Below are 25,961 nucleotides of genomic sequence, written 5' to 3'. Positions count from 1 at the left end.
GTTGAGAACTTTTTTATGGTAAAGCCTTGGTATAAACAATTTTGGCCGTGGTTCCTAATCATCCTTCCTCTTACTGTCGTAGTTTGGACTGTGATTACTGTGGTCGTTTTCTCGAACAACTCTGTTTCTTTAGTCGCCGAGGATTACTATAAAAAAGGCAAAGGCATTAACATCGACATTAGTAAAATGAATGTCGCTCGTGACCTAGGTCTTAACGCAGAGATTTCTTCTGAAAATAACAATGTTGTGATTGTTTTCGCTAAAGGGAAGCTATCTCATTACCCTGCTCTAACGGCCACTTTCACTCATCGTACTCTTCCTGATCGTGACTTTACAAAGCTCGTAACGGCGGATGCATCTGGTAATTACCGCCTAATGGCAGAAGAATCTATTCAAGGTCCTTGGTTTATCGAACTACAACCACATGACCAACAATGGATGATCCAAGGTAAAGTTGAATTTCCTGCCTCGTCAACACCGTTAATGAAGTAAGCATATGTGTGAATCCTGTTATCACTGTGGTGAAGATGTACCAGCCAACACGGATTTTAAAGTTGATATACTCGGTGAATCCCGCAAGATGTGTTGTCCTGGCTGCGAGACGGTTGCTCAAACCATCGTAGACAGCGGCTTAGTATCCTACTATCAATATAGAACTGCGCCTGCGGAAAAAGCAGATTTAGTACCAGAGCAACTCCAAGCTTTAATTCATTATGATAATGAAGATGTACAATCAGAATTTGTGCGAAATCGTGAAAATGTCTCTGAAGTAACTCTTTCTTTAGAAGGCGTTTCATGTGCAGCTTGTGCGTGGTTAATCGAAAAGCAAGTCTCTAATACGGCTGGGTTAGTGTCTATCCGCGTGAATACAACCACTAACCGCGCATTACTAGCCTGGGACAAAACTCAGGTGCGATTAAGTGAGCTCCTATCTGTCATTCATAAATTGGGTTATAAAGCCGCACCATTTGAAGCTGATAAGCAAGAAGCCTCTTATCATCGAATGATGAAGCAATACTTATACAGATTAGGTATTGCTGGTTTAGCTACCATGCAAGTTATGATGCTAGCCGTCGCATTGTACCTAGAAGTTTTTGGTGACCTAGAGCCGGAGTTTAAAAATTACTTTCGTTGGGTAAGTTTGATCTTTGCTACGCCAGTCCTACTCTACTCTGCTCTTCCGTTTTACTTAAATGCGTGGCGAAGCATCAAAGGCCGAACCCTCGGTATGGATGTGCCTGTCTCGATTGCACTTATTTTTGCCTATGTAGCCAGCTTAATAGCAACCGTTACAGAACAGGGCGAAGTCTTCTTCGAATCGATTTCAATGTTCACTTTCTTCCTATTGGTTGGACGATTTTTAGAGATGCGAGCGCGTCGCAAAGCCGCAGCGGCGAGTGGTAACCTATTAAAGTTGATCCCAGCGATCGCCACGACGCTGGATGGCGAGCAAATACCAGTGAAAACTCTAAAAGTTGGTGATCGTATTCGCGTCCTTCCTGGTGAACATATCCCAGCTGACGGCAAAGTTATTTCGGGTCGTATTCATATTGATGAATCCATGCTAACGGGTGAATCCGTACATGTTGTGAAACGAGAAGGCGATGCGGTTTATGCAGGAACACTAAACGGTGATGAGTCATTTGAGCTAGAGGTCATGAGTTCCAAAGCCGACTCAATGATTTCCAATATCGTGCGTTTACAAGATGAAGCTCAACACTCCAAACCTAAAATCGCAGAAATTGCAGACGTTGTTGCTCGTTACTTTGTTGGAGCAATTCTTATTATTTCTGCTGGTACTTGGTTTTACTGGCATCAAACAAAACCAGATGATGCGTTTTGGATCATGCTATCCGTATTGGTAGCCACCTGTCCATGTGCCCTATCTCTTGCGACTCCAACTGCTCTAACTTGTGCTACCTCTCGTATGGGAAACTTTGGCATTTTGCTTCGTAAAGGTCATGTGTTCGAGACGCTATGTAAGATCAACCACTTAGTTGTAGATAAAACAGGTACTCTGACGAAAGGCGATATTGAGATCTGTGATACAAAAGTGTTGAGTGATCTTCCAAAAGAAGATTGTCTCTCTCTAGCCGCAGCATTAGAAGCTCATGCAAACCATCCTATCGCTCGCTCTTTTGCAAGTTACGCCAATGACGACTTTGTTGTGTATGAAGTGCAAAACGTGATTGGTTCAGGGATTGAGGGGATCTGGAATGGCAAAATCATTAAGATAGGCAGTGCGGTTTTTGTTCAAGGCAAGGAAAGCGATGAAAGCCATGCGGTCTATCTTTCAGTTGATGGCGAGCATGTCGCTAGCTTTTACTACCGCGACCCTATCCGAAAAGAAAGCAAAGCCTTTGTTCAACGTTTTGCTGACGCTGGAATTAAGACAACGCTGCTAACAGGTGACTCTCTCTCAAACGCTCGACCTGTAGCGAATGAAATTGGTATCGATCACGTCGTTGCGTCAGCAAAACCAGAAGACAAACTCGCGTACCTTAAGAGTCTTGATGAAGACAGTATCACAATGATGGTTGGCGATGGCATCAATGACGCACCTACTCTCGCCGGAGCTCATCTTTCTGTTGCAATGGGCGGTGGTACGGATGTCGCTAAAGCATCTGCAGATATGACGTTACTTGGGGATAATCTCGAAAAGCTACTAGAGGCACGTTTGCTTGCACTGCGTACAAGAAAGATTATTCGAGAAAACTTGGCTTGGTCTTTGAGTTACAACCTGTTAATTTTGCCTTTAGCTGTCGCTGGTTTAGTGGCTCCCTACATTGCAGTAGTTGGCATGTCTGCAAGCTCAATTATCGTTGTATCTAACTCTTTGCGCCTGCTCAAAGAGAAATAAGTAGAGAAAGCAAACATGGAAAGTCTTTATATATTGATTCCCATCGCTATCGTTCTCGTTTGTGTTGCTGTTGCCGTTTTTCTTTGGGCAGTAAGAAGTGATCAGTTTGAAGATCTAGAACGACAAGGACATAACATTCTTCTTGATGAAGAAGACAAATCTAATAGTGATAAAAAATAGCAACCTTTATGACTCCTGACTTTATTGGTGCTTTGATGATCGGCCTCGTCGGGGCCGGTCATTGCATGGGAATGTGTGGTGGTATCGCGTCTCTGCTTACCATGGGCTCTTCTACAAGTAAAAGCTCCCCCCTTATTCCACTCTTCTACAACCTAGGGCGATTGAGCAGCTATGCCGTAATCGGTGCATTAGTAGGCGGAGCAATATCAGGTTTATCTGAGCTAAGTGGATTAACGCATTCTCTTGCTTGGTTAAGGCTGATTGCCGCACTGTTCATGATTCTGGTTGCGCTTTATATTGCTAGATGGTGGCAAGGTTTACTGTTAATAGAAAAGTTAGGACAGCACATTTGGCGCTTTATCTCACCTGCTGGTAAGCGTTTGTTGCCATTAAAGCACCCTCTTCATGCTTTACCATTTGGCTTCATTTGGGGCTGGTTACCATGCGGCTTGGTTTATTCTGCGCTAACTTGGTCGGCGGTTTCAGGCAGCGCAATAAACGGTGGTCTTATTATGCTCGCGTTTGGCCTCGGAACACTTCCGGCAATGCTGATTATTGGATATGGTGCCAACCATTTTCAGAAATTACAAAAATCGTTAATATTTAGAAATATTTCAGCATTAATCCTTATTGGGTATGGTTCGTACACTGCTGTAGGAGCCATGGAGTTACTCGGTTTCATATAACGTTAAACTCTATTGAGGTGACATTTTTGCTACCCTTTAGGATTAAGCGATGCTAAAATATTGATGTATATCAAATAGTGAAAGGTTGTTATGATTTCTGAAAAACCTGCAACAAAGCGTATCCAATCAGGCGGTTGCGCCATTCATTGCCAAGATTGTAGCATTAGTCAGCTGTGTATCCCGTTCACTCTGAATGAGGCAGAACTTGATCAGCTTGACCAAATCATCGAACGTAAGAAGCCTATCCAAAAAGGACAAGAGCTTTTTAAGGCTGGTGACGAGCTAAAATCTCTGTACGCTATCCGCTCTGGTACCATCAAGAGCTATACGATCACAGAGCAAGGTGATGAGCAAATCACAGCGTTTCACTTGGCCGGAGACCTAGTTGGTTTCGATGCCATTACAGGTGACTCCCACCCTAGCTTTGCTCAAGCGCTTGAAACGTCGATGGTATGTGAAATCCCATACGAAATTTTAGACGACCTATCAGGTAAAATGCCTAAGCTTCGCCAGCAAATTATGCGTTTGATGAGTAACGAAATTAAAGGTGATCAGGAAATGATTTTGCTTCTTTCTAAAAAGAATGCAGAAGAACGTCTAGCGGCTTTCCTATACAACCTATCAACTCGTTTTTCTCAACGTGGCTTCAGCCCTAGAGAGTTTCGTTTAACGATGACTCGTGGTGATATTGGTAACTATCTTGGTCTTACAGTGGAAACAATCAGTCGCTTGTTGGGTCGTTTCCAAAAATCCGAGATCCTAAGTGTAAAAGGTAAATATATCACTATCTTAGACCACGATGCATTGATGGAACTTGCTGGTGTAACTAAAGAATAATACACCCCAATTATTGATGTAGTTCGAAAATGAGCTACATCATATTTCTCATAAATTCCTTTCGAAAGTCCTCAAAAAGTTACCCAAACTAAGCTACAGTAAAAATGTACGGTGAGTACTCCAAAATACTGATTTAATTTATATTCAGTATCTGGTTTTGCAATAGAAGTGGGCTTAGTTATGAGTATATACAGTAAGATCCTTGTTGTAGCTGACATCAATAATGATGAGCAGCCCGCACTTGCAAGAGCTGTTCAATTAGCTCAAAAAAGTGTATCTAGAAGCCGAATCACTTTCTTTTTATCCATTTACGATTTCTCTTATGACATGACGTCAATGCTATCAGTGGATGAAAGAGATGCTATGCGTCGAGGTGTTATCCATCAACGTGAGCAGTGGATGCGTAAAATTGCTCAACCTTATCTAAACGATGGCTTCGACTTTGATGTATGTGTCGTCTGGCACAACCGTCCTTACGAAGCAATTATCGCTGAGGTCTATGCAGGCAGCCATGACCTAGTCATTAAAGGCACACGTAAGCACGACGTGTTAGAATCTGTGATTTTCACTCCGACCGATTGGCACTTGTTACGTAAATGCCCAATCCCAGTACTTCTGATTAAAAATGCAGATTGGCCAGAACAAGCAAGCATTCTTGCCTCGGTGCACGTAGGCTCTGAAAATCCAACTCATATTGATCTCAACGATGCCATGGTCGAGCGACTAAAAGAAGTCACCACCCGACTGGATGCCAAACCATACCTTGTTAATGCGTATCCCGTTACACCGGCGAACATTACCATTGAACTTCCTGAGTTTGATCCAACGACTTATACCGATGCCGTTCGAGGTCATCACTTAACTGCGATGAAAGCATTACGCCAAAAACACGGTCTTGATGAAGAGCAAACGATTGTTGAGCAAGGCTTACCTGAAGATGTCATTCCAGCAGCAGCTGAGCGCTTGAATGCTGCAATGGTTATTTTAGGCACCACAGGGCGAACCGGGCTTTCTGCTGTCTTTATTGGTAATACAGCTGAGCACGTGATCGATAAAATAAATTGCGATGTATTGGCTCTAAAACCAAAAGGCTACATTAGTCCTCTTGATCCAAACACAGCAACCTAATCTCTCTTTATGAGCGCTTTCAAACAGACGCTAATAGATCCCCCTAATAAAGGGGGATTTTTGTTTGGGGACAGTTAAAGTGTTGAATACAAAAAAGGAGGTCTAATTGACCTCCTTTTTACGAGTTAGATGTTCGTAACATCGATGAACATTGATTCATCAATATTCGTCGAAGAAACGACAGCCTCATTAAATTCATACTCTTCGCGGTTACCTTCACGGTCTAGCGGTAAGTTAACAAAGTCGAACAATTCGCGGTCTGCTAGTTGGCTTGGGCTTACGTTTTGAATTGATTTAAAAATCGCTTCCACACGCCCTGGCGTCTTCTTATCCCATTCAATCAACATTGCTTTTATAGATTGACGCTGAAGGTTCTCTTGAGAACCACAAAGGTTACACGGAATAATTGGGAAATCCTTGTGTTCAGCGTATTTGATCAGATCTTTTTCACGACAGTAAGTCAATGGACGAATGACCACGTTACGACCATCATCAGAGCGCAGCTTTGGTGGCATCGCTTTAAGGCGAGAGCCGTGGAACATATTCAAGAACATTGTTTCGACGATGTCATCCATGTGATGACCTAGCGCAAGCTTAGTTGCACCAATCTTCTCTGCAAATGAATACAACGTACCACGTCGTAGGCGTGAACACAGACCACAAGTGGTTTTGCCTTCTGGCACCTTCTCTTTTACGACTGAATACGTGTCCTTATCTACGATGTAGTAAGGGATATTCAGTGTTTCGAAATACTCAGGCAGAATATGCTCAGGGAAGCCCGGTTGTTTTTGGTCTAAGTTTACCGCAACCACTTCAAATTTGATTGGCGCAGCTTTCTGAAGATTCAACAGGATATCAAGCATCGCGAATGAATCTTTACCACCGCTAATACATGCCATCACAACATCGCCTTCTTCAATCATGTTGTAATCAGTAATGGCATTTCCAACATGTCTTCTCAGGCGTTTCTGAAGCTTGTTGAATTCTAGGGTTTCTTTTCTTGTATCTATTTGGTTCATTGCGGGCTCTCACATCGCCGATAAATCGACTAGGACTTCCTAACATGGGTTTCTTTGGGGCGTGGATTATACGAGCTTTTTACGCAGGATTAAATGCTTGTCTTATTGAGTCTTTAAGAAAAGAGTATGAAAGATACTTTAGTTACGGTCACAAATGAAAAAAGAGCCGCAATTGCAGCCCTTTCTAAACTCTCAGTGTTCACTTCTTTGCGTTAGGCAGATAAGGTAGCACTCGCATCGTCGGTTCTGGTAGTGTCATTGTGCCACCTTGCCCTATTTCACTTAGTGCGACTTGTATCTTGCCATTGACAATTGGCTTTTCGGTTCCGTTTGAGAAAATCACTTTATCATTCAGTTGATTTGCAAACTCCATCGTCACACCTTGAACTTCAGGTGTAAACCAACCCGCAAACATACCGCCTAAATCTTCCAGCATCGTCTGCATTTGAGGTAGAAGAGGCTTAAGTTGCTCGTAAGAAACGTTACCCTGTAATGGTTCTTTGGTCATCACGACAAGTGAGTAATCGCAACGAGTATCTTTTGGAGTATCGACAAAAACCAACGGATTCGCTGACTTTAAGTTTTTATCGACTGGCAGAGGCAACTCTTGTGAAGCAGGGATAACAAACTCTTCATAGTGCTCTTCTTTTTCCATCCAAGCTTTTTCTATTGTACAAATTTGCTTAGTTTTCGCGTCCACAAAGAAGACGCCAACTTTCACGTCGTCATGCCCTTCTTTATTGTTGTTTTTGAGTTGGGTGTATAACTTTGAGTATGTGAACATGTACTCTTGAGCTTGGGTTATTGGCGATACAAGAATTAGCGCCGCACTTCCCAATAGACTTAGGCTTAACTTTTTCATTTTTTCCGTTATTTTATTGTGTCCAGTAGGCGTTATTATGACGAATCATAGCGCGAAGATCGTGTACATAAGCAATGCCACGTTCAGAATATGCTAGCAATCCATGAGTTAACTCTGACGCCGTTGCGACCGATAACAGGTCTTTGTTCTTTTCGGCTAGAGAAGCTCTGATTTCACGCAGTTCAGCATACGCTGGGTTTCGATTGACATTCATAAAGTAGCCATGAACCGACTGCTGTACAGAATCAAATTTTTCAACTTCATGAACTTTGCCTGCGCTACGTTGCGCAGGAACAATTCCACAGCCCTTTTTATAACACCATTGGCCGAACAAGTTGTTTGCTTGAGTAGCAAAACGAGAAGTGCCCCACGCAGATTCATTTGCTGCTTGAGTTAGAACCAGCGCTTCTGGTAAGACATTCACTCGCACAAGCATTTCACCCAACCACGCGTGATCGACTTTGTTGTCGCTCAAAGGCAAAGAATACAGAGCCGCTAGTCGCTGAGCGTACTCTTCTTGCTCTTGAGTGATTTGTCCCACCTTTAAAGAAGTAAGAAACGCTCGTTCATGACGAATTCGTTGATTCTCAAGTGCTATTTTAGGCCTTAAGAAATCAAAAAACGCCGCTTTTTTCTCTTTGGTGTCTTTTATTGCGTTGAAGTCAGGGATATCACCAATGTGTGGCAAATGAGACAAATCGACATGCTTAATTGTCCCGGACAGCACATCAGGATTCTCAACATATTTAAACTGTTGCTCGTAGTGTAAATACGGTCCAATGGAAATGAAAGTGGCGGCTATACAGGTAGCCGCCACTCGTAAACTTATTGATTTTAAAGAATTAGGCATCAAACACCTGTGAGTTACCATCGTGATCATTGTCGTTTTTCTGTGTTGCAACGATCTTGAGCTTAATTCCAAACATTTCGCGGTAGAGTATGCCTTTCAAATGGAAGAAGAATGGCAACACAAAAATCAAGCCAATACCGTAGAACATCGCTGCGACAATAAACATCAACATCACGCCTAAGTAAAGCCCTGCGACGACAAAAATCTTCTTGTTAATAGCGCGAAGTGATAACAATAGCGCCTGCATTGGTGGCACTCTTTTTTCACAAATCAACAAGATAGAGTGACTAAACGCTAAAGAAAGATACAGGGACAGTAGAGGGAAGATCATACCAACTACGCCTTGCAGCATTAGGCTCATCAGCGTTGCTAGGATCACGGGAATAGTAAACTGCAGCCCTTTACCTACATGGCGCAATTTAGTCTTTAAGCCCGCGATATGGCTCATGGCCATCAAGCTGATCCCTGCATAAATTGGGGCGCTGATCACCTCATAACTAAAGTTCGCGACATAAATAGAAGACACAATATCGTTAGTGAATGATTCTGGATTCTCAAATGCATCAAGAATAACGGTCAGATCACCCAACTGCAGTTGTAATGCGATATAGAAAATACCTAACTGGACAAAAAGCAATACAATAATAGCAGGAGAAAAGGATAAAAAGTGCTGGATGGTTGCTCGCCAAGCTTCATTGAAAACAGCCCCAGCTTTAAGCTCGTAGTTGCCAGACAAAGCTCGCTCTACACTCCCCCCAAGATTGAAATCTTTCTCAAAATCGTCGTTCATAGTTTATCCAAGATTAACTTGTAAAATTTTCACTGGAATTCCAGTCAATTAATGTGGCCATTATTATAAAGAAATCTTTCCACATCTAACATCACAACTCACGTACTATCCTTGCAATCTCAACTGTATGGTTGATAATTAACCACTCTCAAAGTTATGAAATTGAAAACAATTATTGAACAGAGGCTAGTGCTATCAAACTGTGTTTAAATGCCAATTAATCTTATAAAAACAGTATGGTAAGGAATGATGACTTTTGCCTGCAAAATTTTTTCTGTTTCAAGATAAGAAAATGCTTTAATTTCACAATTTTGGTGATTATGATGCGCGCCTCAAAAGTGAATGGCTAGTGTCACATCAGCTGGAATTATTCCAGCTTGAACGTGGGGGAAATACAGACGTTGAACGCAAAACCGCAAGCAGGAAAGCCAGTTATTCGTTTATCTGGTATTAGTAAAAGTTTCGATGGTAAGGAAATCATCGGTAATTTAAATCTGGATGTTAATCATGGTGAGTTTCTGACGATTCTTGGGCCTTCTGGTTGTGGTAAAACGACAGTTTTACGAATGATTGCTGGTTTTGAAGCGGCGGATAACGGTCAAATCATTTTGGATGACCAAGATGTAACACAGGTTCCTGCTGAGCAGAGACACGTCAACACGGTATTTCAAAGTTACGCACTGTTTCCACACATGACCGTTTTTGACAATGTCGCTTTTGGTCTTCGTATGCAGAAAACGCCTGCAGCAGAGATTGAACCAAGAGTAATGGAAGCATTATGCATGGTTCGTCTAGAAAAAATGGCACAGCGTAAACCGCACCAACTTTCTGGTGGCCAGCAACAGCGTATCGCAATTGCTCGTGCAGTTGTTAATAAACCAAAAGTACTTCTGCTCGATGAATCGCTATCGGCGCTGGACTACAAGTTGCGTAAACAAATGCAGATCGAGTTGAAGCAGCTTCAGCGTCAACTTGGTATTACCTTTATCTTTGTAACACACGACCAGGAAGAAGCCCTATCGATGTCAGACCGCATTATCGTGATGCGTGATGGCGTTATCGAACAAGATGGCTCTCCGCGTGAGATTTACGAAGAGCCTAAGAACCTGTTTGTTGCTCGCTTTATTGGTGAGATCAACGTATTCAATGCAACCATGCTAGAGCGCATCGATGACAAACGCATCCGCGCAGAAATTGAAGGTGTTGAATCCGTCGTTTACTACGATAAGGAAGCACAGAAAGGCGACAAACTACAAGTACTACTTCGCCCTGAAGACTTACGTATCGAAGAAATCAAAGAGTCTGAAGAAAAAGGCATTGTAGGTCACGTGACTGAGCGTACTTATAAAGGTATGACGTTAGATTCTGTTATCCAATTGGATTCAGGTATGCGTGTAATGGTAAGCGAATTCTTTAACGAAGATGATCCTGATGTGGACCACTCACTTGGCCAGAAAGTCGCTATCACTTGGGTTGAGAGCTGGGAGGTAGTACTCAATGATAAGCAAGAAGATTAATCTTCAGAACGCGATCATTGCCTTAATCGTAGGCTGGCTAACACTGTTTGTGTTGGTACCAAACGTGATGATTATTGGTACCAGTTTCTTAACGCGTGATGAAGCAAACTTAATCGAAATGACATTCACTTTCGACAACTACTTGCGTCTGCTGGACCCACTGTATGCGAAAGTGCTGATGCACTCGTTCTACATGGCAATTGTGGCAACGTTGTTGTGTTTAGTCATTGGATACCCGTTTGCTTATATCGTAGCGAAAATGCCTGAAAAATGGCGTCCGTTTATGCTGTTTTTGGTGATCGTACCGTTTTGGACGAACTCTTTGATTCGAACTTACGGACTGAAGATTGTTCTCGGTACACAGGGCATTTTGAACAAGTCGCTGATGGCAATGGAAATCATCGACAAGCCGTTGCGTATTATGTATACCGAAACGGCTGTAATGATTGGTCTTGTATACATCCTACTTCCTTTCATGATTCTGCCGCTTTACTCGGCAATCGAGAAGTTGGACAACACTTACATCGAGGCAGCAAAAGACCTCGGTGCGAACAAGCTCCAAACCATTACTAAAGTAATTCTACCTCTGACAATGCCTGGCATTATCGGTGGCTGTTTGTTGGTTCTACTGCCTGCGCTGGGTATGTTCTACATCTCAGATCTTCTAGGCGGTGCGAAGAACCTACTGATTGGTAACGTAATTAAGAGCCAAGTATTGAACGCTCGTGATTGGCCATTTGGTGCTGCGACCAGTATCGCCCTCACCTTCGCAATGGCGGTAATGCTTTACGCTTACTACCGAGCAGGCAAATTATTGAATAAGAAAGTGGAGCTAGACTAATGGGACGCACAGTTAGATTTAGCTTTATGGCGTTGGTTTATGCATTTTTGTATCTGCCAATCGTTGTACTAATCGTAAACTCATTTAACGCCAATAAATTTGGTATGAAATGGGGTGGTTTCACCACGAAATGGTATGAAACCCTAGTCAACAACGACAGCCTAATGCAGGCTGCATGGCACTCATTGAACGTGGCGGTATTTTCTGCGACAGCGGCTACTATTATTGGTAGCTTAACAGCTGTTGCCCTATTCCGATACTCGTTCAAAGGCAAAGGTGCTGTAAACGGCATGTTGTTTGTCGTAATGATGTCTCCAGATATTGTCATGGCGATTTCATTACTTGCTCTGTTCCTAGTATTAGGCGCACAGCTGGGCTTCTTTACTCTATTGATTGCCCACATCACCTTCTGTTTGCCATTTGTGGTGGTAACCGTATACAGCCGCTTAAATGGCTTCGATGTGAAGATGTTGGAAGCAGCAAAAGATCTTGGCGCAAGTGAATGGGTTATCTTAAAGCAGATCATCCTTCCTCTTGCAAAACCAGCAGTTGCGGCAGGCTGGCTGCTTAGCTTTACCCTGTCTCTGGACGACGTAATTATCAGTTCGTTCGTAACAGGTCCAACGTATGAAATCCTACCATTGAAAATTTACTCGATGGTTAAGGTGGGTATTTCACCGGAAGTGAATGCTCTTGCAACGGTCATGTTGGTAGTTTCTTTAATTCTTGTCGTAATTTCTCAGTTGCTCGCAAGAGAAAAAGTAAAGTAAGATCCACATCCGTTAACATCACGAAACAGAATGGTTACATGCCATTCTGTTTTTCTATCTACCGTCCAAAATGATTTGGACAACGTTTGGTTTGGAGCTAACGTCAATGAAAAAATGGGCTACTCTATTAGCTGGTAGTACATGTGCGCTTTCTCTGTTCTCAGGTTCAGCGGCAGCGGACGATAAAGAATTGGTATTTATGAACTGGGGGCCTTACATCAACAGTAATATCCTAGAGCAATTTACCAAAGAAACTGGTATCAAAGTGATCTACTCGACTTACGAGTCGAATGAAACTTTGTACGCAAAGCTAAAAACTCATAACCAAGGTTATGATCTAGTTGTACCTTCAACGTACTTTGTAGCAAAAATGCGCGATGAAGGTATGCTACAAAAGATCGATAAGACTAAGCTTAAAAACTTCGGCAACCTAGATAAGAACTATCTAGACAAGCCTTACGATCCAAATAACGACTACTCTATTCCACACGTTGTTGCGATTACAGGCCTAGCGGTTAACGCAGACATGTACGATCCAAACGACTTCCAAAGCTGGGCAGACCTATGGAAGCCTGAGCTTGAAGGTCAAGTAATGCTGATGGACGACACTCGTGAAGTCTTCCATATCGCTCTGCGTAAACTCGGCTATTCAGGTAACTCAAAAGACCCTAAACAAATCGATGAAGCGTACGCTGAGCTACAAAAGTTGATGCCAAACGTTCTAGTTTTCAACTCTGACAACCCAGGCGCACCTTACATGTCTGGTGAAGTGGGCGTTGGTATGCTTTGGAACGGCAGCGCTGCAGCTGCTCAAAATGAAGGCCTAAACCTTAAACTCGTATTTCCTAAAGAAGGCGGTATCGGTTGGGTTGATAACTTCGCTATCTCTTCCGGTGCGAAGAACGTAGAAGCAGCTCACAAGATGATCGACTTCCTACTACGTCCAGAAATCGCAGAGCAAATCTCACGTGATACTGGTTACTTAACAGCGGTAGAGGAATCGAACGCTAAGTTTAAAGATGTTGCACCGCTATTTCCTTCTCAAGAAGATCTTGATCGAGTGGAATGGCAAGATGCGGTTGGTGATCTAACCGTTAAGTACGAAGATTACTTCCTAAAGCTGAAAGCGGGACAGTAATCGAGCTTGTGTAACAAGTCATCGACTAAAAGAAAATAGGCAGCAATACGCTGCCTATTTTTGTAATTGACTGATATAATTATGCGTTGCTAGGTTTATCTGGCTCGATGTCTAGTTTTATCTTCTCACAAAGCGGAGATACAGCCCTCGAGCTAAATAAACAGATTTGTGCTTACTGCGATTTGGATCAACTTGATAACTCCAGCTAGTATTGACTTGTCCAATCGCGAAACAAAACGGAAAACAAATGAAAAGTAAATTCTACGCAAGCGCTCTATGTGCAGCGACGCTCATCGCTACCCCTGCAATGGCTGCTGATCAAGAACTGTATTTCTACAACTGGTCGGAATACATTCCAAACGAAGTTCTTGAAGACTTTACAAAAGAAACTGGAATCAAAGTTATTTACTCTACATATGAATCTAACGAGAGTATGTACGCAAAACTTAAAACCCAAGGTTCTGGTTACGACTTGGTAGTACCGTCTACCTATTTCGTTTCTAAAATGCGTAAAGAAAGCATGCTGCAACAGATCGACAAAGAGAAATTGTCTCATTTTGCCGATCTTGATACTAACTTCCTTAACAAGCCGTTCGATCCGAACAACAACTACTCTATCCCTTACATTTGGGGTGCGACAGGTATTGGTATCAATGCTGACATGCTAGACAAATCATCTGTTACGAAGTGGGATGATTTTTGGGATAGCAAGTGGGAAGGTCAACTAATGTTGATGGATGATTCTCGCGAAGTATTCCACATTGCATTGACTAAGCTTGGTTACTCACCAAACACGACTAACCCAGAAGAAATCAAAGCCGCTTACGAAGAACTGAAAAAGCTAATGCCAAACGTATTAGTATTTAACTCAGACTTTCCTGCAAACCCTTACCTAGCGGGTGAAGTTTCACTTGGTATGCTTTGGAATGGTTCTGCTTACATGGCTCGTCAAGAAGGCGCGAACATCGACATCATCTGGCCAGAAAAAGGAACGATCTTCTGGATGGACAGCCTGGCAATTCCAGCTGGCGCGAAGAACGTTGATGCGGCTCATAAGATGATTGACTTCTTACTGCGCCCAGAAAACGCAGCTAAGATCGCACTAGAGATTGGTTACCCTACTCCAGTGAAAACGGCACACGAACTGCTACCGAAAGAATTTGCTAACGATCCAAGCATCTTCCCACCACAAGAAGTGATGGACAGCGGTACTTGGCAAGATGAAGTTGGCGAAGCGAGCGTAATGTACGATGAGTACTTCCAAAAGCTAAAAGTGAACAACTAATTCGTTAGTTTTAAAGATATGAAAAAGCGGCTCATGAGCCGCTTTTTTTGTTCTTAATGACAAGACAAAAGCTCTCCTCTGTGAGAATTATTACGCTCTTTCTTTTCCTTCTAGAGCCAGTATCTCGTCAACTAATTTTGGAACCTCGACGCTTGCTTTTCCGTAGCGTTTTTCCTCAAATTCACTTTCTACCGCACTAGGCTCGAGGTTAATTTCGATGGTGTGCGCGCCATGCATTTTTGCATCATGAACAAAACCTGCTGCGGGATATACGACGCCAGAAGTCCCGATAGAAATAAATAAATCTGCTTCTTCTAATGCTGCGTAGATATCCCCCATTCGTAGTGGCATTTCACCAAACCAAACAATATGTGGTCGCATTTGTGAAGGGATCTGACAGCAATGACAAAGCTCACCAGTCTTAATGTCTTCACTATGTTCTATAACTTGGTTTGATTCACTGCATCTCGCTTTTAAAAGCTCACCGTGCATATGAATGACGTTATGGCTGCCGCCTCTTTCGTGAAGGTTGTCTATATTTTGAGTGATGACCGTCACTTTACCTTCTAACTCGGTTTCTAGGCGGCCCAGTGCCTTATGCGCGGCATTCGGCTGTATCGCATTGTCTTGAAGTTTCTTGCGGCGTTGGTTGTAAAAGTCTTGAACAAGGTCCGGATCGCGAGCAAACCCTTCAGGTGTTGCTACATCTTCAATACGGTGATTCTCCCAAAGGCCATCTTGCGCACGAAATGTTTGAATACCAGATTCGGCCGAGATACCTGCACCAGTAAGTACTACAATATTTCTATAAGGGAAATTCATAACTCATCCTTGCTGTTTTTTCATTAGCTTAACACTGAAAGAATAGCAACAGTAGTAATATGGATTAGACCATGGTCGTAATGGTCACTATTAGAATTACAATTTAAGAGGAACAGCAATGAGACAAGTATCTCTAGCGCTTATATTACTTACGACTTTAGCAGGTTGCCAACTAACCAATGTTGAAGGCGAAGTGGACGACGTAAAAGTAAGAGTCAGCACCAATGACGGTAACCATCGTGGTAATGGAGATTTCTGTCCCCCTGGCCAAGCAAAAAAAGGCAATTGCTAAAAGAGCGGCTTTACGCCGCTCCCACATTGGCCTCAATCCTCGTTGGTAGAAGATATTTTATGAATGGCTAGGTCAGCGCCATTGAATTCGTCTTCTTCCGAAAGCCTTAGTCCCATACTGGCATTGATCGCGCCGTAGACTGCAAGCGCCCCAATCACTGCGATAGAAATGCCCAAAAGCGTTCCTAGAAGCTGAACGATAATGCTCACGCCACCTAGCCCACCCAACGCGCTTTGACCAAAGATCCCCGCAGCAATACCACCCCAAGCGCCACATAAACCGTGTAAAGGCCAGACACCCAACACATCATCAATCTTGGTTTTGTTTTGTAGGTAGGTAAAAAGATAAACAAATAGCACGCCAGCAATCGCACCTGTCACTAAAGCACCGATAGGATGCATTAAGTCTGAGCCCGCACATACAGCAACCAAGCCAGCTAGTGGGCCGTTATGAATAAAGCCGGGGTCATTCTTACCAGCCAACAATGACGCGACAATGCCTCCGACCATTGCCATCAATGAGTTCATAGCCACCAAGCCACTTATGCCTGACACGGTTTGAGCTGACATGACGTTGAAGCCAAACCACCCCACACATAAGATCCAAGCTCCCAAAGCCAAAAACGGAATATTCGAAGGTGCAAAGTTGGTATGCTTTCCTGCTCGAACTCTGCCTTTTCTCATGCCCAAAAACACAACGGCAACCAACGCTATCCAGCCGCCAACACCATGTACAACGACTGAACCTGCAAAGTCGTGAAAGCCATAACCAAAGGTACTTTCAAACCAAGCTTGAACACCAAAGTTTCCGTTCCAGATTATTCCCTCAAATAACGGGTATACGATGCCGACAGTAAAAAATGTTGCGATTAGAATCGGATAAAAACGAGCTCGTTCTGCGATACCACCTGAAACAATAGCAGGAATCGCTGCAGCGAAGGTCAGCAAGAAAAAGAACTTCACCAACTCGTAACCATTGCCTTGAGATAATGTCTCTGCATCAGCAAAGAAGGTGCCGCCATAAGCGACCCAGTATCCAATGAAAAAATACGCAATGGCGGAAATACCGAAATCGGCCAAGATTTTAACTAAAGCATTAACTTGGTTCTTTTGGCGCACGGTTCCTACTTCAAGAAAAGCAAAACCAGCATGCATCAAAAAAACCATGATTGCGCCAAGTAGTAAGAAAAGTGTGTCGGAACTTTGCGTGAGAGTTTGTACAGCGCCTTGTACCTGATTGGCAGTTACACTCATTATGATTGTCTCCGTTGATCTGTAGCGCACTTATCCTGTGCATCAAAGTTAGGCTCATCACCAATTTGGTGAACTTAGTTTATAGAGCGTCTAACAGAGCAATTCTCATTCCATAATTTACATTTCTAACACTTACACTTTAATTTATTGTTTTGTATGAACTTTAATAAAATTATGCATTCTTGAAATGGTGCTTAACACGCTAATAAATGCACCAATGTGGTTTTAGTGCACCAACATAATGCGCACCATATAGCTCAACAAGCAGCAAACTCCCCACCATAAACATAAGAGCCACCTCATGAGAGGTGGCTTTTATACTGAATGGCTAACTAAAGGAGTTTATCGAGTGATCTTCCCTGCTTTTACTTCTTCTAGCCAACGCCCCTCGACGAGATAAGGAGGAAGCCAACCAGTTTCAACAGATAAACGGTTACCTTTGTCGTACCATATTAACTTCTACTAAGCGTGCCTATTGTGCTCTTTAATCATTTCTGCGATTTCCTTGCGTCCCCACTCATAAGCAAACGCTATAGCGTCCATGTCTTTCATAGAGTTACCAGTATATTTAACCGTTGTATCTATACCAGCTTTTAGTAATAACTCCACAATATTTTTATGACCTGCATGGATCGCAGCAAACAATGGGTTGCGGTCTGGTTCAGATATATCCATCACTGCACTTCTTTCTAGAAAATAGATAAGTAAGTCTAAATTACCTTCATATGCAGCTGTATTTAAGGGAGTTACACCTGAAGGCCCCCCCTTGACATTTACATCAATACCTAGATTCACCAGAAGCTCTACAATTTTATCTTGCCCTTGCTCCGTTGCGATGTGCAACCACGAGCCCAATGGCGTAATTAGATGAAGTAATTTGTCATCTCCTGAGAGAATTTTTTCAACCTCACTTACATCACCCGATTTAATCGCGGCCATTACATCTTTTGCGCTATGCTCACCTGCCATCTTTATCTCCTCTCAGCTGCGGTTTTAACCAGTAATTTTAAAGCATTAACTATATCACCGCGTTTACCCAACATTTATCTGTCACTTTAAGAGTATCAACAACCTGCCGCAACGCATAAATATCATACTGACCTTCAATCCGATTTGGAGCCCACACTAAGTTCTCGTGGTCAAATATTGGATAAGTTCCATACTGTCTCAAAAGAATTTAACCTTCAACAACGAGAGCTGTTGCTCTGAACCTAGCCCCTTTTTGAAGAATATATGATGAGCATGTGGATCAGGGATATCTGTAGGAGGTGGACCAGCAACAGATTTTAAATATGCGCCAAAATCAAAGGCATCATCTGAGTTCTTGGTCTCGAATAACAAGCCTTGTAAAATTCGCAAACTGTCACTTTGCTCCAAAGATGTTTTCGTCCTTGATTTTCTGCGATAGCGTGTGCGTTAACAAAACCCTCTATCTTGAAGACATAATGGACTTAGGCCTACTATCATCTGAACAATTGATATGACGATAAAAAGTAATTTTGTTCTTCTCGCAATCAATATGGTTTAAATCGTGCTCATATCGAATATGATTTTTAACTTTGGGTTTTCGGATAATGCCACCAATTATGGGTCGTTCAACAAACAACAAGCTCTCCACCCTAAACGTAAAAGCCACCTCAAGATAGAGATGGCTTATATGCTGAATTGCTAACTAAAGGAGTTTATCGAGAGATCTTCCCGGCTTTTACTTCTTCTAGCCAACGTCCTTCAACGAGATAGGGAGGAAGCCAACCAGTTTCAACTGATAAACGGTTGCCTTTGTCGTACCACATACAAGCCATGCCAAGAAGAGGGAAAGATATGAAAGTTTCTATAGAAATCAAGTCCTCTGGCTTATCGAGCCTCATTTGGTATTGCTCTTGGAACTGTAAGTTCTTAATGAGTACCTCTTCAAAGTCATAACCGATGTCAGTTGTCAGGGCAGCAAAAGTTTCCAGAATACCCATGGCGATTTCTAACGCCCAATCATCACCCTGAGCAACTGCCGCGTCCATCGCGGCCACCAGTTTATCAGGGTAGTCTGCTGTACGTTGATGGAACGACTGTATGACGTCTACTAACATATAAGACAGCTCACCCGCTTTGGTAGAGCTCTGTCTCATCAAAGAAATCGGAAAGTTCGCCAACACATCCATGCTAGCTTTGTCACGGACGATGACAGAGGTAAAATAGGCATCTAGCCACATTGAAGGACAAATGAAGCCTGTTTTTAAAATACCTTCGCCTTTCCAGGTCACTTCTGGGTATCTAGGTAATTGAATACTTTGAGGTTCGTCAGGCCTCATCGCTAACTGATGATAAAACGCGCGCATTAATGACGCTTCATACAGGCAAAGTGTTCCGATTTGTTCATTTTCTATGGAGTGTGGGAACCACGAGTACCATCTCACTAGATAAAACGATTCATCACTTAAAGCAACTAAGTTTTCTCTACGAATACTGATTACCTCTTTGCGCGTATCAAGGTCTTCATCAATATCAGAACTATAGCCTTTGATTAACTCCGAGGTCAGCTTTGGATCAGCATTTCTTTCTATTTTAATTTTGTCAGACATTTTAAAACTTCCCTAAATCTACATTAAATTCTTTTACTTTAACCTTTGAAACTCTCCCTGATTCAGAGATTGGGGTTTTAGTATGTATATATCTAATTGGGCGTCCACTCCTCGAAGCGTTTCTTATTGATTTAGCTGCTTCCCACTCTGTTGTATTTCGCCCATTCCTAGACATCTTACCAACTATTGCCGCTGCATATTTAGCCGTTCCTTGCTGACATGCTTCGTTTCCTATTTTTCTACTACCCAAAGGACTGCTCCCCCCTTTGGCCTCAACAATTATAATTTCACCTGGTGGTGGCTCTTCCACCTCATAAACCATATCAAAGTCGCCCGGCTTCGAAATTGAGGTTCCAATATCTTTGGGATGAAGCAGCTTAGCATTAGGACGTTTACTCCGGACAAAGTCATCCGCGGCCAACTCACCTATTTTTGCAGACTGTTGGTTAATATTACCAATTTGAGCGTTATATCCCTCTTCGCCAGATCGAGCGTCCATTGCCTCTTGACGCTCTTTCAAGCATTCATCAATTTTTGCTTTGTTTCTTTCTGTTAGCTCATAATCACTCGTATTGAGTTCAGAGTTTTCTTTATACTCTGCTTTATTCAGCACAAGATCTTCAGTAAAGATCGTGCAACCTTCCTCTCCACCGACTTTCTCTGAGTCAAAAACATGCGCATTGACAAACTCCTCAATCCCAACAACATACTGCACTTCGTGCCTGCTGCCATCTGAGTGATTAATATGACGATAAAAAGTAATCTCGTTTCTCTCGCAATCAATATGGTCTAAATCGTATTCATATCGAATATGATTTTTACCTTTGGGTTTGCGGATTTTGACTTGCGAGCGAACGCCATCTTCTCCGACGGATGATTCTTTTGCTGCCTCTAAAATCTGATCGCAAACCTCTTGGGGGACATCGCTTTGCGCCTGATACTCTGCCAACATTTGACCCAAGCGTTTTAGCCCTTCTTCACAAAGGAAACCTGTTGGGTCAATCCACTGGATAGGGTTGACTGCATATTGGTAATGATTAATACCACCAGCAATAGATATCGGATCTTGTTGGATGAAACGTCCTAGCTTAGGGTCGTAATACCGAGCGAGGTTGTAGTGTAAGTCGGTTTCTTGATCGAAATACTGCCCTTGAAAACGCAATGGATTTGCGACATTTTCAATATGTACATGAGCAAAGCCGTGAGCATCGTAACTGGCACTCCATACAACATTCCCCTCGCAATCGATCAGTCGCTCTGGTTTACCAACTTGATCGCACTGGTACCAATAAATAACGTCATTTTCTAGCAGTGCCACTGGCGTGTAGGTTTCTGGTTGATATAGGTACCAACGGAAAGCACCTGAAGAGCGTTCACCAATTAAACGTTCACCTTCCCACAGGAACTCCGTAACGCCTTGTTGTGTAATTTTCTTCGTTCTGCGCCCTAATGCATCATATTCATATTGACTGATACCATCGTCGGTGTGAACTTCAATGAGCTGATTTAACGCATCAAATACGCGAGTCTGAACGTGTCCTTGCCCCTCACGTTTTGTCTGATTTCCTTGCGCGTCATATTTGAACCGGACATTATCGTGTACTTCAATACGATCAGCGAATACCTCTGAAGATGGCAAAGTAGGATTGCCAAAACTATCGTATTCAAACTTAGTCACTTCTCCGGAAGCATTGACTCGTTTAAGTTGCCCTAAGGCATCGTACTGATAGTGCGTTGCTCCTGCCGTATTATCAATGATTGATGAAATACGGTTTTGCGCATTGTAAACGTACTTTTTCTCTCTATCTGGCCAATGTTGTTCAACCAAACGACCAACACCATCATAAATGATGCGCTCATTAAAATATGCCGTTTCAATTTGGGAAACTCGTCCCATTTCATCGTAATGAAATTTGATTTGAGGTAAATCTAGGTTTCCAAACCGAATCGCTGAAAAACGCCCATATCGATCATAAGAGAAGTTCAGTTCCGTATTATCTGGCAGTACCTGAGATACGCGTTGGCCAACTCTGTTAAACTCCTGCGCTATCTCAAACTGACCTTGAATGCGCTTTGTTAAATGCCCGAATGAAGAGTATTGGTATTGCAATGTTTGATGGCGATTGGATGCGAAAGTAAGTCGCCCACCAAGCGTATAATTGAAGTGGTTCTCTACAATACTGCTACCATTTCCTGCTTTGACGTGCTTGAGATAACCCGCAGCATCATAGCGGTATAGCACGGTCCTATCGGCGACTTGCTTACGATGGATGCGCCCCATATCGTCATAATCAAATTGGCTTTGTAGATTATCAAACCCAACTGTTCCTGATAGCTGGCCTTCATCGTCATACAGGAATTCGAATTCTAAGCCGTCACTCCGAACTAATTTAGTCAGGTTACGTTGTTGATCGTATTCATAAGAAATATGGCTGCCATCGGGGAAGATGACTGCTTCTTGTTGCGCGAGTACTCCCCACTGATACGAGGTAATGCCTGCTGGCGTTCGAATCTGAGCAACACGGCTGTGCTCATCGTAAGAATATTCTTCGCTATAACCGACTTTGTCTTCGTCGTTAAAATAACGAACTGATGTACGCCTGCCAAATTGATCATAAGCGAGTTGAGCAATACACCCGTCGGGATAAGCGACGCCATTCACTAGATCTTCTTCGTTGTAGCTGTAACGAAGTAATGTACCGTCTATTTCATTCGCGATAAGTCTTTGTTGTTCATCCCACCACCACTGACTTTTCTTACCATCTTCAGACTCTTTTTTTACGACTTGACCGTGTTTATCGTAATCATATTCCGTGACACAGCCGAACTGATCGGTATCCCAAACTCTTTGACCGAGGCTATTGTAGTAAGCCTTCTCGATATCCCCGTCAGGTGAAACCGTTTTAACTAACTTACCTAAGCCGTCATAACCATATTGAACTTCTTTGCCAGAGGAATGAAACTTAGAAACTAATTGACCATGCTGATTATATTGATAATTGACCGTTGACTGATCAGGATAGATAGCTTGTGCTTTTCGTCCTAATTCATCATATTGCCATCGCCAGGTTTTACCTGTGGGGCTTATTTTCTCGAGCAAGTTACCCTGCTCGTCATGCAAGAAAGACCATTGATGATCTAACGAGTCAGAATAAGAAGAATGATTTCCCTGATAATGGAAGCGATAGTCATAAATTCCTGCGTCCCCAACGTTCCTGATGCATTTCGCGTTAGCACCTTCGCCATCCCATTCAAAATAATGAGTAAAGCCAGTTGGTCGTACACGCTTAACAATTAAATGGCCGCGGTATTGATACTGTTCCTTCAAGCCCAAATGATTGGTTGCACTGACCAAATCATCGTGCTCATCATAGGTATAAGTTGTCAGAACTTTTTGGGACTTTGCATTAAGCAGCTCTACAAGGCGTCCTTGCTTATCATATTGACATTCAAGAACCGGACGCTTGTTATATGCAATCTCGATCAATCGATGGTTTCGAGAATACTGCAGTTGAAACGTTGAAAACGTGCCATTTCTGACTTGTTTAACAAGCCAACGATCATCTTTCTGTTCAAATCGATATTGATGCCCATTAGCGAGCGTCACGATCCGAGTTGCTGAATTTAGGAAATAACAGCTCGCACCAGCGTATACCTGGTAACTTGTCGCTCCAATATCTACTGGCTCAAATTCTGTGATATCTGCCTTATCGTCAACAAACTTCCAAGCGATAACATTGTCTTTCTCGTCGGTCTTCTCGTGCAATTCAAACTGAAATGCATGTCGCCAACCAAAGCCCATTCCATGATTTACATCCGACTGCGATGAGCGGTAAGTACGCAGCCAAGTAGTACCTTGTTGTAGCTCGATATCATAGAGTTCGAGAATTTCTTCACCCGTCACAAGTGATACAGGATCACCGGCTTTCTCATGTTTTTCGCTGCTTTGTTGCTGAGGCTTGGCGGATGCGGCACTTCTGCCACTCTTTTTATTCGACTTCCCCTTTCCCTTCGATGGTTTTGCATTGACGGTATTTTGGGTCGGTGGAGGCGTAACCGCTGACGAGAGTGCGTAGTTTTCTCCGGTCGGTACAATTCGAGCGACATGCAAGTCACCGTTCACCAAAGCATTGGCAAACGTTGAATTATAGTGTTGGGAAGTAAGCTCACCGTCAGGTATGTTTGGCTTGAATTGACCAATCGCATAGAACAAGTCTTCGACAGAGCGAAGGTCAAGCTCACCAAAGCTCTCAAGAAACTCTATTGCCTCTTGTTTGGTCACGAATGTTTTAGGTTCGCCGCTAGTAAGTAACTGACCTGAGAAGTGATAGCTTTCGCCAAAGCGATTCGTGATAGGAATGACGAATTGAGGGATCATAGCCGTAACGTGTTTGTCCTTTTCTTACCTTGCCGCATCAGTTAATGCTCGTTTCGCTCTTTTTATTTGTGAGAGCAAGATGCCTTAATCAAACATCCTCCGATAGAGATTCCTCTGTATGCGTAGACTGAATGTATTGATGGCAATTTTCACGTATGCAACTCTTTGAGTTTCTGAGCGCAGCGTACTTTAACGGGACGATGAATCCTGAGTAAATGAACAATAGCGTGAGTGAGACTAATGTCTCATCGCGACGCGATTTTTTTACATGTTTCTTACTTAACTATGATTTTCTGCCCAGTTACGTAAATTCACTCAATAAGTTGCATCAAGTATCACCTGTGGGACTCAGCGCTTCATATTTGAGACATGACAGCAACAAAAAAACCGCCTATTACGGCGGTTTTGCTTAAAGAATACTGATTAAAGGTTTGGACCTGTCGATGGTCTGTGTGGTTGGTTATTGCGCAGTTGCTGCATCCCTTGAAACATTCGCATAAACCACACCAAGATGGCTAATGCAGCAAACACCATCCCTACCCAAGGAATAAAGTAAGCGATGGTTTCAAGCAAAGTACTATGCAACCAATAATCACTCACGCCAACGAGTACACCGTTAGAAGTCGCGACGGTGACGATCAACACAACAAAAAACGTCAGGTAGAGGAAGAAGGTGCGAATTAAACCGTAGTAATGAGAAATCACTACGTCGCTGTCTTCTCCCTTATCTAATCGGTAACCCGCATAGATAATTGCGATAACGCCTGAGATCAGAAACGTAAACGGGGTCAGACAGCTCAGGATGTACGCAACCCAAATCCCGTTATGAGGTTTGTTCATTCGCTTTCGCTCCTTTTGATTCCGTTTGTGCCGTATCTGTTTCGCCCATCGCTTCTTTGGATTTCACTTCTTCATACCAAAGATCGTGATGCTCTTTCGCCCATGTTTCATCAACTTCACCTGTCACCATGCCTTCTAGCGCACCTTCCATACCGAATAGACCAATATAGATGTGGAAGATAAAGCCACAGATTAGAATCAGTGCCGAAATCGCGTGAACTAAGTTAGAAAGCTCCATATCACGGCGAGTTTGGCCAAAGATAGGAAAGTCCAGAACTAAGCCACTCACTGCCGCGATAGCACCAAAGAAGATCAACAACCAATAGATTGCCTTCTCACCACCGTTTGAGAAACCAGCTGACGGATGTGTGCCTTTGTGTTTACCAACCATGCCGCCCATTTTCATAAACCAACGAACATCTGTCATGTTTGGAATCGACTTGCGCCACCATTTAAAGAGCACGAGCATCAGCAAAATGAAGAACAATGGTCCCATGTAATTGTGGTACTGCTTCGCCAACATGACGATAAAGCCCCAGAACTCAGTAGGAACGTACGGTTTTAAGAAGTGCTTACCGTAAACCAGCATCAAACCACTGAATGCCAACGTTAAGAATGTAAACGCCATACTCCAGTGAAGCGCGCGGTCTAAACGAGACCAACGTTTCATCTTTCTGCCAGTACGCGGCTTGCTAAGCATTAAAGGACCAACGAGTACGTAAGCCATGATTACCATTGCAATACTGCCGAAAATCGCGACAGCACCAGCTGGAGACATCCATTTCTCTTTTAGAATGTACCAAGTCTCACCAGGTTTACTGATCAATACGCCATGTTCTGGCGATTGAGACGTGGTGTAGCCTTCTTGCCCCTCTCTGACCTCGCGCCAATAGTCTGCCCCGGCGATTTGCGTGATCTCCTGTTGAATAACTTTAGAAGATTGTTCCTCTGCTGAAGCAGGCATTGCGAAAGTCAGCAGCAATGCCGTCATCATTGACAGCATTGCTAGAGACGCACGTTTAAGCGTGTTTAACATG

Annotated in this window: 23 protein-coding genes; 12 read left to right on the top strand and 11 right to left on the bottom strand. The window is 43.0% G+C overall.

The features are described 5' to 3' along the window. The first annotated feature begins 15 nt into the window (after positions 1-15). The 6 genes from ACHFJ9_RS15510 to uspE all read left to right on the top strand — a co-directional run bounded on the left by ACHFJ9_RS15510 (position 16) and on the right by uspE (position 5,691). Positions 16-492, top strand: a complete 477-nt coding sequence (locus ACHFJ9_RS15510) for a FixH family protein (protein ID WP_317396401.1) — start codon at positions 16-18, stop codon at positions 490-492. A gap of 4 nt (positions 493-496) precedes the next feature. Then, positions 497-2,860, top strand: coding sequence for a heavy metal translocating P-type ATPase (locus ACHFJ9_RS15505; RefSeq protein ID WP_395355383.1), 2,364 nt, complete (start codon positions 497-499; stop codon positions 2,858-2,860). 15 nt (positions 2,861-2,875) lie between these two features. After that, a complete protein-coding gene (gene ccoS, locus ACHFJ9_RS15500) occupies positions 2,876-3,040 on the top strand; it encodes a cbb3-type cytochrome oxidase assembly protein CcoS (RefSeq protein ID WP_012841826.1) in 165 nt (54 codons plus the stop codon). An 8-nt stretch (positions 3,041-3,048) separates the two neighbouring features. Next, positions 3,049-3,726, top strand: coding sequence for a sulfite exporter TauE/SafE family protein (locus ACHFJ9_RS15495; protein WP_006742590.1), 678 nt, complete (start codon positions 3,049-3,051; stop codon positions 3,724-3,726). Between the two features lie 90 nt (positions 3,727-3,816). Further along, positions 3,817-4,563, top strand: coding sequence for an FNR family transcription factor (locus tag ACHFJ9_RS15490; protein ID WP_005377497.1), 747 nt, complete (start codon positions 3,817-3,819; stop codon positions 4,561-4,563). 180 nt (positions 4,564-4,743) lie between these two features. Further along, the gene (gene uspE / locus ACHFJ9_RS15485) at positions 4,744-5,691 is read left to right on the top strand and encodes a universal stress protein UspE (protein ID WP_053807422.1); all 948 of its coding nucleotides are present in this window, start codon (positions 4,744-4,746) and stop codon (positions 5,689-5,691) included. A 125-nt stretch (positions 5,692-5,816) separates the two neighbouring features. Here uspE and ttcA read toward each other — a convergent pair whose 3' ends face one another. The 4 genes from ttcA to ACHFJ9_RS15465 all read right to left on the bottom strand — a co-directional run bounded on the left by ttcA (position 5,817) and on the right by ACHFJ9_RS15465 (position 9,212). Further along, the gene (gene ttcA, locus ACHFJ9_RS15480) at positions 5,817-6,710 is read right to left on the bottom strand and encodes a tRNA 2-thiocytidine(32) synthetase TtcA (protein ID WP_005377502.1); all 894 of its coding nucleotides are present in this window, start codon (positions 6,708-6,710) and stop codon (positions 5,817-5,819) included. A 199-nt stretch (positions 6,711-6,909) separates the two neighbouring features. Beyond that, positions 6,910-7,572: a DUF2987 domain-containing protein gene (locus tag ACHFJ9_RS15475; RefSeq protein WP_005396478.1), complete on the bottom strand. Its 663-nt coding sequence runs from the start codon at positions 7,570-7,572 to the stop codon at positions 6,910-6,912. Positions 7,573-7,585: 13 nt separating this feature from the next. Continuing rightward, a complete protein-coding gene (locus tag ACHFJ9_RS15470; protein ID WP_047008784.1) occupies positions 7,586-8,422 on the bottom strand; it encodes a glucosaminidase domain-containing protein in 837 nt (278 codons plus the stop codon). Further along, complete coding sequence (locus tag ACHFJ9_RS15465; RefSeq protein WP_012841829.1) at positions 8,415-9,212, bottom strand: hypothetical protein; 798 nt, start codon at positions 9,210-9,212, stop codon at positions 8,415-8,417. The genes ACHFJ9_RS15470 and ACHFJ9_RS15465 overlap by 8 nt, the downstream gene beginning before the upstream one ends. A 401-nt stretch (positions 9,213-9,613) precedes the next feature. Between ACHFJ9_RS15465 and potA the strand changes: the two genes are divergently transcribed. The 5 genes from potA to ACHFJ9_RS15440 all read left to right on the top strand — a co-directional run bounded on the left by potA (position 9,614) and on the right by ACHFJ9_RS15440 (position 14,763). Continuing rightward, entirely contained in the window at positions 9,614-10,729 is a 1,116-nt protein-coding gene (gene potA, locus ACHFJ9_RS15460; RefSeq protein ID WP_395357408.1) for a spermidine/putrescine ABC transporter ATP-binding protein PotA, read from the top strand. Beyond that, positions 10,710-11,570, top strand: a complete 861-nt coding sequence (gene potB / locus ACHFJ9_RS15455; protein ID WP_012841831.1) for a spermidine/putrescine ABC transporter permease PotB — start codon at positions 10,710-10,712, stop codon at positions 11,568-11,570. The genes potA and potB overlap by 20 nt, the downstream gene beginning before the upstream one ends. Continuing rightward, complete coding sequence (gene potC / locus ACHFJ9_RS15450; RefSeq protein ID WP_005396472.1) at positions 11,570-12,340, top strand: spermidine/putrescine ABC transporter permease PotC; 771 nt, start codon at positions 11,570-11,572, stop codon at positions 12,338-12,340. The genes potB and potC overlap by 1 nt, the downstream gene beginning before the upstream one ends. 106 nt (positions 12,341-12,446) lie before the next feature. Continuing rightward, on the top strand, positions 12,447-13,478 hold the full coding sequence (locus tag ACHFJ9_RS15445) for an extracellular solute-binding protein (RefSeq protein WP_395357405.1): 1,032 nt from the start codon (positions 12,447-12,449) through the stop codon (positions 13,476-13,478). Positions 13,479-13,725: 247 nt separating this feature from the next. Further along, positions 13,726-14,763 (top strand): extracellular solute-binding protein, encoded by a 1,038-nt coding sequence (locus ACHFJ9_RS15440; RefSeq protein WP_005396470.1) that lies wholly within the window; start codon positions 13,726-13,728, stop codon positions 14,761-14,763. Positions 14,764-14,853: 90 nt separating this feature from the next. Here ACHFJ9_RS15440 and cobB read toward each other — a convergent pair whose 3' ends face one another. Beyond that, on the bottom strand, positions 14,854-15,585 hold the full coding sequence (gene cobB / locus ACHFJ9_RS15435) for a Sir2 family NAD+-dependent deacetylase (protein ID WP_005396469.1): 732 nt from the start codon (positions 15,583-15,585) through the stop codon (positions 14,854-14,856). Between the two features lie 118 nt (positions 15,586-15,703). Here cobB and ACHFJ9_RS15430 point away from each other — a divergent pair, with 118 nt between their 5' ends. Beyond that, positions 15,704-15,877, top strand: a complete 174-nt coding sequence (locus ACHFJ9_RS15430) for a hypothetical protein (RefSeq protein WP_395357403.1) — start codon at positions 15,704-15,706, stop codon at positions 15,875-15,877. 32 nt (positions 15,878-15,909) lie between these two features. On the opposite strand, the gene ACHFJ9_RS15425 is transcribed toward ACHFJ9_RS15430, so the two are convergent. The 6 genes from ACHFJ9_RS15425 to ACHFJ9_RS15395 form a co-directional block, all read right to left on the bottom strand. Continuing rightward, the gene (locus ACHFJ9_RS15425) at positions 15,910-17,130 is read right to left on the bottom strand and encodes an ammonium transporter (RefSeq protein ID WP_258627402.1); all 1,221 of its coding nucleotides are present in this window, start codon (positions 17,128-17,130) and stop codon (positions 15,910-15,912) included. Positions 17,131-17,592: 462 nt separating this feature from the next. After that, the gene (locus ACHFJ9_RS15420; RefSeq protein ID WP_012841835.1) at positions 17,593-18,099 is read right to left on the bottom strand and encodes an ankyrin repeat domain-containing protein; all 507 of its coding nucleotides are present in this window, start codon (positions 18,097-18,099) and stop codon (positions 17,593-17,595) included. 713 nt (positions 18,100-18,812) lie between these two features. Beyond that, the gene (locus ACHFJ9_RS15410) at positions 18,813-19,706 is read right to left on the bottom strand and encodes an immunity 49 family protein (RefSeq protein ID WP_145532124.1); all 894 of its coding nucleotides are present in this window, start codon (positions 19,704-19,706) and stop codon (positions 18,813-18,815) included. A gap of 1 nt (position 19,707) precedes the next feature. Beyond that, positions 19,708-24,084, bottom strand: a complete 4,377-nt coding sequence (locus ACHFJ9_RS15405; protein ID WP_395357400.1) for an RHS repeat-associated core domain-containing protein — start codon at positions 24,082-24,084, stop codon at positions 19,708-19,710. A 423-nt stretch (positions 24,085-24,507) separates the two neighbouring features. Beyond that, positions 24,508-24,924, bottom strand: coding sequence for a membrane protein (locus ACHFJ9_RS15400; RefSeq protein ID WP_012841836.1), 417 nt, complete (start codon positions 24,922-24,924; stop codon positions 24,508-24,510). Further along, positions 24,908-25,960: a formate dehydrogenase subunit gamma gene (locus tag ACHFJ9_RS15395; protein WP_395357398.1), complete on the bottom strand. Its 1,053-nt coding sequence runs from the start codon at positions 25,958-25,960 to the stop codon at positions 24,908-24,910. Before ACHFJ9_RS15395 ends, ACHFJ9_RS15400 begins: the two co-directional genes overlap by 17 nt. Between the last annotated feature and the right edge of the window lies 1 nt (position 25,961).

It is taken from the genome of Vibrio sp. D3 (assembly GCF_043995865.1).
Taxonomy (GTDB): Bacteria; Pseudomonadota; Gammaproteobacteria; order Enterobacterales; family Vibrionaceae; genus Vibrio; species Vibrio diabolicus.
This window is presented reverse-complemented; position numbering and strand designations above follow the sequence as displayed.

What these genes read in the sequence shown, in the direction of transcription:
- ACHFJ9_RS15510 (WP_317396401.1), top strand. Translation starts at nt 16, where the DNA reads ATGGTAAAGCCTTGGTATAAACAATTTTGGCCGTGGTTCCTAATCATC.
- ACHFJ9_RS15505 (WP_395355383.1), top strand. Translation starts at nt 497, where the DNA reads ATGTGTGAATCCTGTTATCACTGTGGTGAAGATGTACCAGCCAACACG.
- ccoS (WP_012841826.1), top strand. Translation starts at nt 2,876, where the DNA reads ATGGAAAGTCTTTATATATTGATTCCCATCGCTATCGTTCTCGTTTGT.
- ACHFJ9_RS15495 (WP_006742590.1), top strand. Translation starts at nt 3,049, where the DNA reads ATGACTCCTGACTTTATTGGTGCTTTGATGATCGGCCTCGTCGGGGCC.
- ACHFJ9_RS15490 (WP_005377497.1), top strand. Translation starts at nt 3,817, where the DNA reads ATGATTTCTGAAAAACCTGCAACAAAGCGTATCCAATCAGGCGGTTGC.
- uspE (WP_053807422.1), top strand. Translation starts at nt 4,744, where the DNA reads ATGAGTATATACAGTAAGATCCTTGTTGTAGCTGACATCAATAATGAT.
- ttcA (WP_005377502.1), bottom strand. Translation starts at nt 6,710, where the DNA reads ATGAACCAAATAGATACAAGAAAAGAAACCCTAGAATTCAACAAGCTT.
- ACHFJ9_RS15475 (WP_005396478.1), bottom strand. Translation starts at nt 7,572, where the DNA reads ATGAAAAAGTTAAGCCTAAGTCTATTGGGAAGTGCGGCGCTAATTCTT.
- ACHFJ9_RS15470 (WP_047008784.1), bottom strand. Translation starts at nt 8,422, where the DNA reads ATGCCTAATTCTTTAAAATCAATAAGTTTACGAGTGGCGGCTACCTGT.
- ACHFJ9_RS15465 (WP_012841829.1), bottom strand. Translation starts at nt 9,212, where the DNA reads ATGAACGACGATTTTGAGAAAGATTTCAATCTTGGGGGGAGTGTAGAG.
- potB (WP_012841831.1), top strand. Translation starts at nt 10,710, where the DNA reads ATGATAAGCAAGAAGATTAATCTTCAGAACGCGATCATTGCCTTAATC.
- potC (WP_005396472.1), top strand. Translation starts at nt 11,570, where the DNA reads ATGGGACGCACAGTTAGATTTAGCTTTATGGCGTTGGTTTATGCATTT.
- ACHFJ9_RS15445 (WP_395357405.1), top strand. Translation starts at nt 12,447, where the DNA reads ATGAAAAAATGGGCTACTCTATTAGCTGGTAGTACATGTGCGCTTTCT.
- ACHFJ9_RS15440 (WP_005396470.1), top strand. Translation starts at nt 13,726, where the DNA reads ATGAAAAGTAAATTCTACGCAAGCGCTCTATGTGCAGCGACGCTCATC.
- cobB (WP_005396469.1), bottom strand. Translation starts at nt 15,585, where the DNA reads ATGAATTTCCCTTATAGAAATATTGTAGTACTTACTGGTGCAGGTATC.
- ACHFJ9_RS15430 (WP_395357403.1), top strand. Translation starts at nt 15,704, where the DNA reads ATGAGACAAGTATCTCTAGCGCTTATATTACTTACGACTTTAGCAGGT.
- ACHFJ9_RS15425 (WP_258627402.1), bottom strand. Translation starts at nt 17,130, where the DNA reads ATGAGTGTAACTGCCAATCAGGTACAAGGCGCTGTACAAACTCTCACG.
- ACHFJ9_RS15420 (WP_012841835.1), bottom strand. Translation starts at nt 18,099, where the DNA reads ATGGCAGGTGAGCATAGCGCAAAAGATGTAATGGCCGCGATTAAATCG.
- ACHFJ9_RS15410 (WP_145532124.1), bottom strand. Translation starts at nt 19,706, where the DNA reads ATGTCTGACAAAATTAAAATAGAAAGAAATGCTGATCCAAAGCTGACC.
- ACHFJ9_RS15405 (WP_395357400.1), bottom strand. Translation starts at nt 24,084, where the DNA reads ATGATCCCTCAATTCGTCATTCCTATCACGAATCGCTTTGGCGAAAGC.
- ACHFJ9_RS15400 (WP_012841836.1), bottom strand. Translation starts at nt 24,924, where the DNA reads ATGAACAAACCTCATAACGGGATTTGGGTTGCGTACATCCTGAGCTGT.
- ACHFJ9_RS15395 (WP_395357398.1), bottom strand. Translation starts at nt 25,960, where the DNA reads ATGTTAAACACGCTTAAACGTGCGTCTCTAGCAATGCTGTCAATGATG.